General features: G+C 46.8%; 8 protein-coding genes. 5 read left to right on the forward strand and 3 right to left on the reverse strand.

Translation table 11 applies throughout. From position 1 onward, the window contains the following. Window positions 1–30: 30 nt before the first annotated feature. On the forward strand, window positions 31–630 hold the full coding sequence (gene mobA, locus BMX95_RS07700) for a molybdenum cofactor guanylyltransferase (protein ID WP_081201520.1): 600 nt from the start codon (window positions 31–33) through the stop codon (window positions 628–630). 107 nt (window positions 631–737) lie between these two features. On the opposite strand, the gene BMX95_RS07705 is transcribed toward mobA, so the two are convergent. From BMX95_RS07705 to BMX95_RS07715, 3 genes are all read right to left on the reverse strand, one after another. Further along, window positions 738–2177, reverse strand: coding sequence for an aminotransferase-like domain-containing protein (locus tag BMX95_RS07705; RefSeq protein ID WP_081201522.1), 1440 nt, complete (start codon window positions 2175–2177; stop codon window positions 738–740). 278 nt (window positions 2178–2455) lie between these two features. Then, window positions 2456–3139 (reverse strand): ribose-5-phosphate isomerase RpiA, encoded by a 684-nt coding sequence (gene rpiA / locus BMX95_RS07710; RefSeq protein ID WP_081201819.1) that lies wholly within the window; start codon window positions 3137–3139, stop codon window positions 2456–2458. A gap of 359 nt (window positions 3140–3498) precedes the next feature. Beyond that, window positions 3499–4542: a LacI family DNA-binding transcriptional regulator gene (locus BMX95_RS07715; RefSeq protein ID WP_081201524.1), complete on the reverse strand. Its 1044-nt coding sequence runs from the start codon at window positions 4540–4542 to the stop codon at window positions 3499–3501. Between the two features lie 639 nt (window positions 4543–5181). Between BMX95_RS07715 and BMX95_RS07720 the strand changes: the two genes are divergently transcribed. From BMX95_RS07720 to BMX95_RS07735, 4 genes are all read left to right on the forward strand, one after another. Then, a complete protein-coding gene (locus BMX95_RS07720; RefSeq protein ID WP_081201526.1) occupies window positions 5182–8397 on the forward strand; it encodes a SusC/RagA family TonB-linked outer membrane protein in 3216 nt (1071 codons plus the stop codon). Between the two features lie 20 nt (window positions 8398–8417). Next, window positions 8418–10238, forward strand: a complete 1821-nt coding sequence (locus BMX95_RS07725) for a RagB/SusD family nutrient uptake outer membrane protein (protein ID WP_081201528.1) — start codon at window positions 8418–8420, stop codon at window positions 10236–10238. A 336-nt stretch (window positions 10239–10574) separates the two neighbouring features. Beyond that, window positions 10575–13796: a SusC/RagA family TonB-linked outer membrane protein gene (locus tag BMX95_RS07730; protein WP_081201530.1), complete on the forward strand. Its 3222-nt coding sequence runs from the start codon at window positions 10575–10577 to the stop codon at window positions 13794–13796. Between the two features lie 26 nt (window positions 13797–13822). After that, a complete protein-coding gene (locus BMX95_RS07735) occupies window positions 13823–15652 on the forward strand; it encodes a RagB/SusD family nutrient uptake outer membrane protein (RefSeq protein WP_081201532.1) in 1830 nt (609 codons plus the stop codon). Window positions 15653–15678 lie beyond the last annotated feature (26 nt).

Genomic DNA, 15678 nt, shown 5'->3' on the forward strand with positions numbered 1-15678 from the left:
ATTGATCACCTTCCGGTAAGTATATATAGTATGGATAACTTGTTAGGTGTAATATTATGTGGTGGCGAAAGCAAACGTATGGGCTCCGACAAGGGGTTGTTGCCGATTCGTAATACCATCTGGGCCAAACATATGCATGAAAAACTGGCTATGTTTCACCTGCCGGTGGTATATTCGGTAAATCAGCACCAGGTGCACACATATGTTGAAGAGATCTCTCCCGAGTTGCTGGTGGTTGACAATGCCGACGTAGAAGGCCCGCTCAGAGGGCTGCTCAGCGTTCACCAGCAATATCCCGATAAGGACCTGCTGTTACTGGCCTGCGATATGCTCGACCTCGATGCCGGTACCATTCATTTCCTGTTGCAGGAATACATGCGCGATAATCAGTCAGATTTTTATGTATACCAGGATGTGGACTTTGCCCAGCCTTTTTGCGGTATCTATACCCGCACCGGGTTGGAAAAAGTAGCCGGTCGCATTATGATCGGGCGACTGAAAAATTATAGTCTGCAGGCCATCTTCGACGAAGGCGTAACACTGCGTTTACCCATGCGCTCACAGCACGTTTTCCGTAATTATAATTCCAATGCCGATATCGAGATGTTTTTTGAGCATCCACCAGCTTAGTGAGTAGTGAATAGTGAGTGGTGAGTAGGCTCGCTAAAGTGCAGTTGTCTGAAAAATCGGAAACCCACTCACTACTGACTACTCACAATTGCCGCTGCATGACCTCCTTAGCTTAACTTTTTCGCAAGGCTCCCTAGTATACGAATTCCTCTCTCCACGGCATCATTCCATGGCTGCCCATATCCAATACGCATATAATTGCTGTAGCGGTCGCGCATGGAAAATATTCTACCCGGCGCAACGGAAACCTGGTATTTAATAGCCTCCTGGTACAATTGAAAGGTGTTCACTTTTTTATTCAATTCCAGCCACAATACAAATCCGCCTTGTGGCCTTGATATTTTAGTATCGGCCGGAAAGTGATCGATGATGCCCTGAACATACCGAAGCTGTTGTGTATGGAGGGCTGAACGTAATTTTTTCAAATGATAATCGAACCGGCCAATGCCCAGGAAATGCGCCATGGTGTGCTGGGTGAGGGTAACGCCACTGATGGTGTGTCGCATTTTCAACCGGATGAATTGTTCTTTGAAGCGGCCGGGGATCGTCCAGCCAATACGGTAGCCGGGTGCCAGCGATTTGCTAACAGAAGAACAGTACATTACCCAGCCTTCGGTATCATAAGTTTTACAACAGCGGGGCCGGTGTTGACCAAAATACAATTCCCCATAAATATCATCTTCTATTAATGGAATGCGGTGTTTGGTGATCAGTTCCACCAATGCCTTTTTATTTTCATCGGGCATACAACAGCCAAGTGGATTGTTGAAGCTGGGCACAAACACACAAGCCTTGATGTTCGATTGTTTAATTGCCTGTTCCAGGTAGTTCAGATCGATTCCCGTAACGGCATCGGTTGGTATTTCAATCACATGCAAGCCCAACGATTGCATTACCTGGAAGATGCCAAAGAAAGTAGGCGATTCAATGGCCACCGTATCACCCGGACGGGTAACTGTTTGCAGCGATAATGATAGCGCTTCCATACAACCAGCCGTGATCACCACCTCATTGGCATTGACCTTACCGCCCCAGTTAAACGCCATCCGGGCAACCTGTTTACGCAGTTCCAGGTTTCCCTGTACATCTTCGTAATTGAGACAACTACTGGCCGAATGTCGGAATGCATGTACCAGCGATTTATTCAGTTTGGCAGCGGGGATCAGTTCCATAGCCGGTGCTGCCAGCGCCAGGTTGGTAATATCGGTAGCGCTTAATTTTTTAAAAACGGCTGCTACCATTTCATCAACGCTGATGGTTTCGGCCACAGCTTCGGGTTTGGCCGCTGCTGGTAAGGCGGGAAAACGTTTTTGGTTGAACCGCACATAGTAACCCGATTTGGGCCGCGATTCTATCAGTCCTTTGCCTTCGAGGTAGTAATAGGCCTGAAAGGCAGTGCCCATACTGATGCCATATTCATCGCTCAACATACGCACCGAAGGCAGTTTGTCGCCGATCTTCAGAATATCGTTATGGATCATCTGTTCCAGGCTGCCGGCAATCTGCAGGTACTTATGGTCAGTGCCGGTTAGTTTGTTCTTTTGCATGATTGGTGGGAATCTGATATAGCCGAAGTTACGAAAATTGAATCTGTTTTATGGAAGAAGGGCAGAGGGCAGAGGGCAGAAGGCAGAGAGGAAAGGCAGGAAAAGGGCAGAGGGCAGAAAGAAAACAGCCGAAATACAGCCCAATCTGAAAGATGAAGAATGATGAATGAAAAACAGAGAAATATAAAATTGAACCCAAAAACTGAGAACTCAGTTCATGAATGCTGAACCCTACTTTAAACTTTGAACTTAAAACTTTAAACTTTAAACCCGGAACTTTATTTATGCATCGTCTCCGTTCTTCCATCCGGAAAGCCTATCAATGCCAGATCTGCCATATTTACGAACAAGCCATTGTCGACGACACCGGGAATGCCGTTGAGCTCGTAGGTTAGAATATCGGGGTGTTCGATTTGTTGAAAGGGGCAGTCGAGAATGTAATGGCCATGGTCGGAAATGAATGGTTGATCATCCTGCATGCGCAACACGGCCTCTACCTGGTAGCTTTCGCGGATCTCGCGTTGCACCTGTTTCCAGCCAAAAGGAATTACTTCCAGTGGTAAAGGAAAATTGCCCAGGTGTTGCACCAGTTTGGAATGATCGGCCAGTATGAGCAGTTCGCGGGAAGCTGCGGCTACCATCTTTTCCTGAAGCAGGGCGCCCCCACCGCCTTTTATCATTTGCAGATTGGGATCAATTTCATCGGCGCCATCGATGGTGAGGTCGATCGCATTTACGTCATTCAGTTCGGCGAGGGGGATGTTTTGCTGGGCTGCCAGGGCTGCTGTTTTTTTAGAAGTGGGAATAGCCTGGAACAACAAGCCTTTTTTTACCCGTTTACCCAGCTCCATAATAAGCCAGTAAACTGTAGAGCCTGAACCAATACCAACGGTCATATTATTTTGAACCAGTTGAGCAGCCTGATTGGCTACTAACTGCTTGATCTCGTCCTGCGTAAGCATAAGGTGAAGGTAATTTTTATAATTGTTATTTGAACATGGATTAAAAAAATGTTCCAGCCAGGGTGAGGTGTTGAAAAGTATATAAGGAGAACCTGACTGCGCCGTTTTATCCTGGGAAAACGTATCAAAATCCCGGGAAAACAAGCTAAAATCCCGGGAAAACATATCATTTTCCTGGGAAAACAGGGTGAAATCCTGGGAAAACAAGCTAAAATCCCAGAAAAACATATCAAAATCCTGGGGAAATAGGGTAAAATCCTGGGAAAACACATTGAATTCCTAGGATACGGACCATTTTCTCAGGAAAATTTGGTGCAATCCCGGGGGGCAAAAGTTGAATCTGATTAATAATGAATAAGTTAGGTGGTCGGGGGGAAGTGTTCCGATGATTCCCGGGTAAAAAGCTCGGTATCCAGGATCCGGGTTTCAAACTCGGTAACCGGGCGTTTGCTTTCGATAATAGAGATCAGCAGTTCGGTGGCTGCCTGTCCCATATCGAAGGCCGGCTGGCGTACGGCCGAAAGCGGTGGATTGAACAGTTCGGCAATATTGGTATTGGTAAAACCAATGACGGAGATATCGTCGGGTATTTTCTTGCCGGCGGCTTTCAGGGCGGTAAGGCAGGAAGTGGTAATGCGGTCGCTGGCCGTTAAAATAGCATCCGGTTTTTGGCGGGCGGTGAACATTTTCTGGATCTCGTCCTGAATTTCTTCATAGATCATACCGCCGTGCAGGGTGTAGTGCACCAGTTTTTCATCGAATGGCAGGTTGTTCTTTTTCAGCGCTTCCTGGTAGCCCTGCAACCTTTCTTTGGTGATACTCAGGTTGGGAGAGTTGGTGATGTGCGCAATGCGGGTAAATCCCTTATTGATCAGGTGCTGGGTAGCGTCGAAAGCACCTTTTACATTATTGGCGGTAACCTTGTGGGTGTTTATTTCATCGGTGATGCGGTCGAAGAAAACCATGGGCAGGCCTTTATCGTGCAGCTGTTTCAGGTGCGAAAGGTCAATGGTTTCGTTTGAAAGGGATACCAGCAATCCATCTACCGAGCGCGAGGCCAGGTGTTGAATGGTTACTTTTTCCCGTTCGTACGACTCGTGGCTTTGGGAAATAATAACGTGGTACCCCCGGTTGTAGGCGATGGATTCAATACCATTGATCGCTTGCGAGAAAAACGTATTAGCAATCTCACTCACTACCACCCCGATCGACCGGCTTTTGCGTTCTTTTAAACTCAAAGCGATCGGGTTCGGCCGGTAGTTGATCTTCTCGGCGTATTCGAGTACCAGTTTCTTTGTCTCCGGGCTTATTTCGTAACTACCACGCAATGCACGCGACACGGTAGAGGTTGAAAGTCCCAGCGCCCTGGCAATATCTTTTATGGTTACGGTTTCAAATTTCACGGTGTGGCAGCAAAATACCGAAAAAAATACTCTTTTGTTTAGTAGGGTGCTACTATTTTGAAATCGTTGTCGGGAACGATTGCATAGAAAAAGGCTTAAAGAAAACGATTTATTCAAAAATATCTCGTTAGAATTGGATTAATATTCGCAGGCTACATTTTCATTTTCTTATACATGTTGATCACTGGTATTGATATTTGCTTCAAATTTTCACGGAATTCCCTGACTGGAAGTTAGCACCTGAAGCGAGGGATTTGATCTGATTACCGTACTTACCTTAATTGTTACATTTCGCAGACAGACATTGCCGTTGTTGGCAATTAAGCACATGCTGCAGCTACGAGCTGTATGCAGGTGGTATTGCTATGCTGTAATAGCCTTAAGCTAAAAGCTGAAAGCCTAATACAGCTATACACCGTTGTGCGCCGCCGCCAAAGGCGGACACACGCTTCCGCATGCCCCAAAACAAAGAACTAAAAACTAAGACTAAGATCTGTGAACGCTGAACTTCCAACTTTAAACTTAAAACTTTAAACCCGGAACTGCTCAATGATTCTCGTATACTTTTTCCAATAACTGTATTGCTTATAGCTTAAGGCTTACGGCTTACAGCTGTTTTCAAACCAAAAGAGTCGCCATATGAACCAATTTAAACCACTACTAGCACTGCTATTATTCTTTCCATTTATTCTCTTAGCCCAAACACGAACCATTTCCGGAACGGTCACCGACGACCGGGGCGCACCGGCGCCTAACGTATCCGTGCAGGTGAAAGGAGGCCGCACCGTTCTGACCGATGTGAGAGGCCATTTTTCCATACCGGTAACCGGTGCGGGTACAATAAGTCTTACCCTGTCGAGTGTGGGTTTAAAACCCATAACCATAACCGCAGATGATAAAAAAGAAATGACCATACAAATGGAACGCGATGCCACCACTTTACAGGAAGTGGTGATCGGTTATCAAACCGTTCCGCGCAGTAAGGTAAGCGGCTCCGTTTCCTCCCTGGCCGGCAAACAAATAAAAGATGTGCCGCTGTCATCCGCAGCCGAAGCATTGCAGGGCCGCCTGGCGGGTGTTTCGGTAACTGCTTCGGAAGGGGCACCCGGTTCCGATATCATTGTGCGCGTACGCGGCGGCGGTTCCATTACGCAGGATAATTCACCCCTGTACATTGTCGATGGGGTAGTGGTAGAGAATGCCCTGAGCGTGATCTCGCCCCAGGATATTGCTTCCATAGATGTATTGAAAGATGCCTCCACTACCGCTATCTATGGTGCGCGTGCTGCCAATGGCGTGGTGATCATCACTACAAAGGGCGGCCGCCCCGGTAAAACACAGATCTCTTATAATGGTTCCTTTGGCTGGCGCGAACTGCCTAAAATGATGGATGTAATGAACCCCTATGATTTTGTAGTGTGGCAGTATGAACGAAGCCGGGGTAACAGAGACGACAGTACCAGCTTTGTTAAAACCTATGGCAGCACCTGGGATACCTTGAATGTATATAAGGATATGCCGGCCGTTAACTGGCAGAATGAAGTATTTGGCCGCAACGCAAAATACAGTAATCAGAATGTATCGGTAAATGGCGGCAGCGAGAACACCACTTATAACTTAAGTCTTACCGGTAACAAGGAAGATGGGGTGCAGCTGGAATCGGGTTTTGATCGTTACCTGGTTAATTTTAAACTGGAACACAAAGCTTCGGAAAAATTAAAAATAGGTTTCAATGCGCGGTATCTCGATCAAACCATCCGCGGTGCCGGAACCACCAACAGTGGAACCCGCGCCACCAACCGGCTGCGGCATACCATCAATTACCGGCCATTCCTTTTCCCTTCTGTTTCTGGTGGAGCAGTCCCTGATATCGATGATTTCGACGATGCGTATTACCTGGCTTCCAGTGGGGCTACCAATCCCGTACTGCTTACCCAGGCAGAATACCGGCGTCAATATACAAAGGCCACTTACCTGAGCGGGTTTTTTAATTATACCATTGTAAAGAACCTGAGCTTCCGGTCTACTTTTGGTTTTGATAATGCCGTTGTGGAAACCGATCAGTTCTTTAGTAAGATCACGGCCACGGCCCGCAACTTTGCTTCGCTGCCCACCGCATCGGTAGGGGAGCAGTACAACAATACGTTCAGCAACTCCAATACCCTGCAATATGCCGTCAACGATTACAAAGGACATCATGATATCAGCATTTTGGCAGGACAGGAAATAATAGACCAGCGGGTGCGCAACAGTACATTTGAAACGCGCTATTTCCCGTCGGATATTACTGCAGAAAAAGCACTGGAGAATATGGGCGCCGGCTCTGCGCCACCGGGGTCTGCACAACCATTGCCTACTACTTTTAAACAACCACCCAGCCGCATCTCTTCTTTTTTCGGCCGGGCCAGTTATTCGTACGATGATAAATACTCGGCCTCCTTCAGCCTGCGTGCCGATCGCTCTTCAAAATTCAGTTCAGACAATGGAACGCTTGTCTTCCCTTCAGGATCGGTATCGTGGCGGTTTAGCCAGGAAGCATTTATGAAAGACCTTTCCTGGCTGAACGATGCCAAACTCCGTTTCGGGTATGGATCGGTGGGAAACAACCGCATCGATAACCTGTTATACCTGCAGTTGTATGGCGTAACCGGTCAGTATGCATTCAACCATATTATACAACCCGGTGTAGCGCCAACTGCCTTGCAAAATCCCGATTTAAGATGGGAGCGTAATACCACTATGAACCTTGGGCTGGATTGGGCCATGCTCAACAACCGCCTGCAGTTTACGGTAGATGTATATAAGAATACGGCCAAAGACCTGTTACTTGCCGTGAATATTCCGCCTACATTGGGTTATACAACGCAATTACAAAACCTGGGGGCTACCAGCAACCGGGGTATAGAATTTCAGGTAAGTGCCATTCCCATTTCGAAAAAAGATTTTAGCTGGAATACCAACTTCAATATCTCCTTCAATAAAAATAAAGTAGAGAGCCTGGGCGGTGTAAGCCAGATGACCCGTAACTCAGGCTGGCAGGGCAGTGATGGGGTAGATGATTACCTGGTAAAAGTGGGTGAACCGGCCGGGTTAATGTATGGCTTTGTTACAGATGGCTTTTTTAAAGTGGATGACTTCGATTTCGATGGCGCCACCCAAACCTATAAACTAAAAGCAAACATTGCCAATAACGGCGTATATGGAACTGCACAACCGGGCATGTTAAAATGGAAAGACATCAGTGGTCCAAATGGGGAACCTGACGGACAGATAACAGCCGATTATGACCGCGTGGTAATAGGCAATGCGAATCCCAAATTTACCGGCGGCTGGAACAACCAGTTCACTTATAAAAGTTTTGACCTGAGCGTGTTTGTGAACTTTGTATATGGTAACGACATTTACAATGCCAATAAAATTGAGTGGACCGATGGGGCTTTCCCCAACCTGAATACGTTGAATATTATGAAGGACCGGTTCACCAATATCAATGCAAACGGGCAACGGGTTACTGATCCCAAAGAACTGGCAGCCTTGAATGAGAACGCTAAAATATGGACGCCCGTTCGCGTGCAACGCTGGTGGCTGCACTCCTGGGCCATCGAAGATGGTTCGTACCTGCGGTTCAACAATATTACAGTAGGGTACTCGCTGCCAAAAACGGTGATCAATAAAATAAAGCTTACCACCTTCAGGGTGTTTGCAACGGTGAACAACCTGGCCACCCTTACCAGTTATTCGGGGTTTGATCCTGATGTTACGGCACGGCGTTCCGACCCGTTAACACCCGGTGTTGACTTTGCTGCCTATCCCCGTTCCCGTACCTGGGTGTTTGGTTTAAATGTTACTTTCTAAAAACAAAAAACGATTGACGTATGAAGAAGCATACCCGTTTGTATCAATTAATGGCCGTTACCACCATAGTTACCATAATAGCGTTTACCAATAGTTGTAAAAAATATACTGAAGTAGAACCAGAGTCGGGTTACACGGTACCTGAAGTATTTACCGATATCCCCAATGCCACCATGGCGGTTATTGGGATATATGACGATTTACAGGGCGATAATGGTTATGGCATTCGCATCAGCATGTATTACCCTTACGATTCCGATGAAGGTATTGTAAGCGGGAATATTGACAATGGCCGGCGGGGAATTGGCCGTTACCAGTTGTCACTGACCAATACAGAGATCTCCAATCCATTCCGGCAATTATACCGCGGACTGGAGAGAGCGAATTTGTGTATTGAACAGATCCCGCAAATGAAGTTGTACAGTGAAGGTACCGATGCAGAGAAAAAAGAATTGCGTCGCCTGTATGCCGAATCACTTACCCTGCGTGCGCAATACCTGTTCGAGCTGATCAGGATCTGGGGCGATGTGCCGGCGCCGATGATCCCTTCGTATCAACAAACCGATCTGTACCTGCCCCGGAATGATCGCGATTCCACGTACGATAAAATACTCGATGACCTGGCCGCTGCCATCGATCTGTTGCCCTGGCGTACCGAAGTTACCCGCAATGAACGCATCACCAAAGGTGCTGCGAAAGCTCTGCGTGCAAGAATAGCCTTGTTCAGAGGCGGTTATTCCCTGCGCAGCAATGGTAAGATGGAGCGCCGCGACGATTACCTGAAATATTATCAGATCACTAAGAAGGAATGTGAGGAGCTGATGGCGCGGCCCGATCAGCATACCCTTAACCCCAACTTTGAAAACATCTGGCGCAACGTTACTTCCTTTACACCTGATCCACAGGGTGAGATCCTGTTTGAAATAGGCGCCGGTGGTGGTAACGGCAACAGCGACAGCCGCATGGGGAATTATGATGGGCCTAATTTATCGAACAACTCGCGTTACGGCGCAGGCGGCGGTGGCATTATTATGTTACCCAACTATTTTTATGCCTTCGATTCGGTTGATACCCGCCGCGATGTTACCATTACCTGGTACGGCGTTGCTGCCGCAAACAATGTAAAAGCGTTGCGCCGTTTGAATGAATTGAATACCGGTAAGTATCGTCGCGACTGGCGGGTGCCTTTATTGCCGGGCACCGCATTGAATGTTGGTTACAACTGGGTGGTGATCCGTTTCTCCGATGTACTTCTGATGTATGCAGAAGCCGATAATGAAATAAACGGCGGTCCATCGGCAGCGGCTATCAAAGCGCTTGAAGATGTTCGAAAAAGAGCATACCGCGGTAATGTAGGTTCAATTGGTACTACGCCAACAGATAAAACTGGTTTCTTTAATGCAGTAGCCAATGAACGCTATCTTGAATTTGGCCATGAAGGTATTCGCAAATATGATCTGTTGCGCTGGAACCTGTTGTCCGCAAAACTGATAGAAGCAAGAGCGAAAATTGAACAGATCAGAACAGGTACTGGTCCTTATACCTATGTACCGGATTCTGTTTACTGGAAGAACAATGGCGAGGAAATACAAATTTACGGGGGCACTAATCCGGCTGCGAATGCACAACCATTCTGGCGACCGAAGCAAACACCGCCAGCCGGTAGTGGCTATACGGCGCTGGCCTGGCGGGCCAATCTATCGCAGAATATTATCGACAGTAAACCAATAGGTGCGGGCGTAGGCTATCTCTTTGTTGCCGGTAAAAGTGAATTGTTTCCCTTCGATCAGGCAACTATAGATTCCTATCAGGGAAGGTTGGTGCAGAATCCAAATTATTAAAAGGCTAAAGGCCTTAAGCTGAATGTGTAACGCTTAACGATCAACGCATATTCAAAGCCCCTGATGAATATCATCAGGGGCTTTTGAATTTCCCGAGCTTCCCATTGCTTTGCCTGCCGGAGCAAAAGGCAATGAGCCCTCCTTACGCTAAGGCTCCGGCGGGCGAAGCCGGGAACGATTGCATAGAAAAATGCATGGGGAAACTACCATTTTAAAAAATACCTCACTATCATTGAGATTGGAACCAGTTTCCATACGATTGCTATTTAACTAATATATACAAGCAAAAGCCTAAACGAGTGTCCTGTATATATAACCCCAAAACGAAACCGCCATATGACCACAAGAATTACGTTTGTAGTCCTATCCCTCATTTTGCCCATTTTTCTATTCGCACAATCAAGACAAATTAAAGGAGCAGTCACCGATGACAAAGGTTCGCCTCTTTCCGGTGTAAGTGTGTTGGTAAAAGGCACACACAATGGTTCCACAACCGATGGTACCGGTAAATTTATTTTTACCGTTCCCGGAGAATCGGGAAAAGTGACGTTGGTATTCAGCTACCTGGGTTATAAACAGCTGGAGACTACTGCCGACGGCATCAATTCCATTACCATTCAACTGCAAAAAGAAGACAACAGTCTTGAAGATGTAGTGGTGATCGGTTATGGTACTGCCAAGAAAAAAGACCTGACCGGTTCTGTTTCTTCCGTAACGTCAAAAGACCTGAAAGATGTACCGGTAAACAGTGTGGCTGAAGCATTGGCCGGCCGCCTGGCAGGTGTACAGGTAAGCACTACTGAAGGCCGGCCCGGTGCCGACATTTTGATACGGGTGCGTGGCGGCGGCTCCATTTCACAGGACAACTCACCCCTGTACATTGTAGATGGTATTCCACTCGAGAATGCGCTCTCCATCATTTCACCACAGGAAATTGAAAGCATAAACGTGCTGAAGGATGCGGCTTCAACAGCGGTGTATGGAGCCCGTGGCGCCAATGGCGTGGTAGTGATCACCACCAAGGGCGGAAGGGATATGAAAACCCGCGTAACCTATGATGGTTATGCCGGGGTGCGCAAGATCGTAAACAAGCTGGATGTAATGAACCCGTATGAGTTTATCATGTATCAATACCAGCGTTACAATGGCAGTGCCGATGACCGTACTGCATTTGAAAAAACATATGGCCGCTGGGAAGATCTGGATATATATAAGAACATGCCATTTACCGACTGGCAGGATGAAGTGTTTGGCCGTAATGCGATGAACAATACCCATGTGGTTGGCGTAACAGGCGGTTCAAAAGCTTCTACCTTTAACTTAACGCTCAGTAATACAAAAGAAGATGGCATCATGCTGGAATCGGGTTTCAAAAGGACCCTGGCTTCTTTTAAATTCGATCACCGCGCCACAGATAAATTACGCATGGGCTTTAACGCGCGCTACAGCCGTCAGCGTGTTGATGGCGTAGGTACATCAAGTACCGGTTCGCAGGGCACCAACCGCTTGCGCAATGCAGTAAGGTATAAACCATTTATAGCCCCCGGTGAAGAAGGCAATAACACAGTAGATGAGTTTGATCCGAATTACAACACGCTTACCAACCTTACTAACCCGGTGATGCTGGCGCATAACGAGTTGAAATACGATTATCGCAACGATGTATATGTAAATGGTTACTTCAGTTATGATATCATCCCTGGTCTTACAGCCAAAACGGTAATAGGGGTTACCGGGGGCAATGCCAGAACAAATATTTACAACGGAGCAGTGACCAGCGTAGCGCGTTCAAACGCCAATATGCCTGTGGTGAATCTCAACACCGGCGACAATTTTACCCTCACCAACTCCAACACCATTACGTATACCAAAGCCATCAATGATCACAAGTTTGATGTACTGGCTGGACAGGAAACGTATCAAACCAAATCAAATACGTTTAACAGCACCGTAAAATGGATCCCTGTTGACCTTACGGTTGATCAGGCATTCCAGGGTATTCAAAAAGCAATGCCGCCATCAGGAGGCATTCAGGACCCGCCCACTACTTCACAAAACGAAACCCGCCTGGTCTCTTATTTCGGCCGGGCCAACTATTATTATAAGAACAAATTCTATGTAACAGGTACGTTGCGGTACGATGGTTCCAATAAATTCCTGTATAAAAACGCATTTGGCGCATTCCCCGCAGCAGCTGCAGCCTGGACCATTTCGCAGGAACCCTTTATGCAGAACTTTTCTGCCATTACTTTCCTGAAGTTAAGGGCCAGTATAGGTACATCGGGTAACAACCGCATCGACAACGATCTTTTCAGAACTACATTCGGAACCAATACCAGCAGTTACGCATTTGAAGAAGCTGTAACTCCGGGGTTGGCACCGCCTGCCCTGGCCAATCCCGGATTGAAATGGGAAACAACCATTTCCCGAAACGTGGGGCTTGACTTTACCATTTTGCGTAACCGTATTAATGGCTCTATCGATTATTATTACAACAATACCCGCGACCTGCTGCTGAGTGTGAAAGTACCCGTTACCAGCGGTTATACAGATCAGATCCAGAACGTGGGTAAAACCCGTAATACCGGTGTTGAACTGCAATTGAACAGCACCATCATGAATACCAAAGATTTCAGCTGGAATGCGGCCTTTAATATTTCGACGAACAAAAATACCATTATAAGCCTGGGGAACTATCCATTGGGCAATCCACTGAATTCATACCTGGTGAGATCCGGCTGGGTGAACGACATGTATGATTTTAAAGTAGAAGTGGGCAAACCGATCGGCCAGTTTTATGGTTATGTGACCGATGGGTTTTATACACCTGATGATTTTGATTATAACTCCTCCACCAAAGCTTATACTTTAAAAGCCGGGGTACCCAATAGCAGTGGAGCTGCATTGGGTAACCGCAATCCGCAGCCTGGTGATCTGAAGCTAAAAAAATTATCCGATTCAAAAGATTCCCTCATCGGGGAAAGTGACAAAACTGTATTGGGCAATGCCCAACCCAGGTTCTATGGCGGGTTGAACCAGCAGTTTACTTACAAAGGCTTCGATCTGAGCGTTTTTGTAAACTGGTCGGTTGGTAATAAAGAATACAATGCCAACAAACTGGAGTTTACCACTACTTTCCAGTATAAAGACAATAACATGCTGTCGCTTATGAACGACCGGTATAAATTGTTTGATGAGAATGGTCAACGGGTAACCGATCCGGCTACGTTAAATGAAATGAATGTGAATGCCAAATACTGGACGCCTTCATTAGGTAATTACTTCCTGCATTCCTTCGCCATTGAAGATGCTTCTTTTCTGCGGATCAGTAACCTTACGTTTGGGTATTCGCTGCCGCAGAGCCTGTTGAACAAAACAAAAGTGTTTACCCGCTTCAGGGTGTATGCAACGGTGAATAACCTGTACACATTTACAAAATATACCGGGTACGATCCGGAAGCCAATACCCGGCGCAGCAACCCGCTTACCCCGGGTATCGATTATGCGGCCTATCCCCGCAGCCGGTTCTTCCTCGCTGGTGTAAACGTTGGTTTTTAATAGGAAAGCATTTAAAAATTGTACAGATGAAAAAGAATACTATCAATATATTATTTGCTGTAGCCCTCGTTGGTTTATTTACAGGATCCTGTAAAAAATATCTGAATACCGATTCGCCCTCAGTACTAACACAGGAATCTATATTCAGCAGTGTATCGAACATGAACTCTGCCGTTATTGGTATTTATGCCATGCTGATCGGCGATAACGGGTATGGCAGCCGTATTGCTACTTTGTTCCCCCAGTCGGCAGATGATATGAAAACCTCTGGCGACTATAATGCCAACGATCGCCGGGGTATCAGTACTTATGGCGCAACCTCCGACAACGCTGACCTGAAAGAACCTTTCAACCAGTTGTTCAAGGGTATTGAGCGGGCCAATATCTGTATCAAGTATATTCCCAAATCAGACTTGTATGCAAATGGTACCGATGTGCAAAAAGCCACTCTGCAAAAGTTATTGGGCGAGGCGTTAACACTCAGGGCGCAATTCTTTTATGAAGCCATCCGCAACTGGGGCGATATGCCGGCCCAGTTTGAACCTTCTGCAGATGTGCCCAATTTATATTTGCCAAGGGTAAGTACCGATACGTTGTATGACGTATTGTTAGAAGATCTTAGACTGGCGGCTGAATATGTTCCCTGGCGCACGCAATCCCCCGACCAGAACCTGCGGTTAACGAAAGGAGCCGTAAAAGGATTAAGAGCCAGGATTGCGTTGGCACGCGGTGGTTACTCCCTGCGCGGCGATACCCATAAAAATGAACGGCGCGCTGATTATAAAAAGTACTATCAGATCGCCTATGATGAGTGTAAGGACATCATGGCGCATCCCGAACAACACTCGCTGAACCCCGTTTATGAAAACATTTTTAAAACCCTGCATACTGCTGCCCGCCTCGATGATGCGCATGAGCTGATATTTGAGATAGGCGCTTATGGCAGTAACGCTTCTACAGACAGCAAACTGGGGTATTACAACGGCCTTCGCCATGATGCCAAATCAAGGTTCGGCGGTGGTGGCGGTGGTATCAATATCATCCCTACTTATTTCTACGAGTTTGACTCCATTGGGGATTGCCGCCGCGATGTGACCATCAACGTTTTTGAAATTGATTCAAACAGCAAAAAGTGGATGAACCCTGCCGGTACTATGACCGATGGTAAGTTCAGAAGATCATGGACCACCATTTCGGGTCCTTCACAAAACCTGGCAATCAACTGGCCTATTCTGCGCTTTGCCGATATCTTATTGATGTATGCCGAAGCCGACAATGAGATCAACAACGGTCCATCGGCCGATGCCATCACTGCTTATGAACGCGTAAGAAGACGTGCCTTTGTTGGTTTTGAAAGCCGTATGGGCACAACCCCCACGGACAAAGATGGGTTCTTTAATGCCATTGTACAGGAACGTCTGCTGGAATTTGGTGGCGAGGGCATTCGTAAATACGATCTCATCCGCTGGAATTTATTGGGCTCCAGGATCGAAGAAACAAAGACCAAATTACGCGACTTCATGAATGGAGTAGGGCGTTATGCCAGTTTACCCCTGTATGTATATACCAAACCGGCCAATTACAACCTGGTAAGTTCAACAGAAGAAGTGAAGACACTTGATTTCAATGGCGGTATGCCTATTTCACAGGCCCTGTTCACCCCCGGTATAGGAAAAAGTGATCCCCCTTCCGGTTACACTACCAAAAACTGGCGCACTGCGGTAAATGAAGATTACATCACCGGTAATTTAAAAGGGTATGCACGGTATTTTGAGGCAGAGAAAAAGGAATTGATGCCCATACCCAACACGTCAACAGGTACCAACTACAACATGGCGCAAAACTGGGGTTACTAATAACACACCTTAAACCGTGATAAAAA

The organism is Niastella yeongjuensis (genome assembly GCF_900110245.1).
Classification (GTDB): Bacteria; Bacteroidota; Bacteroidia; order Chitinophagales; family Chitinophagaceae; genus Niastella; species Niastella yeongjuensis.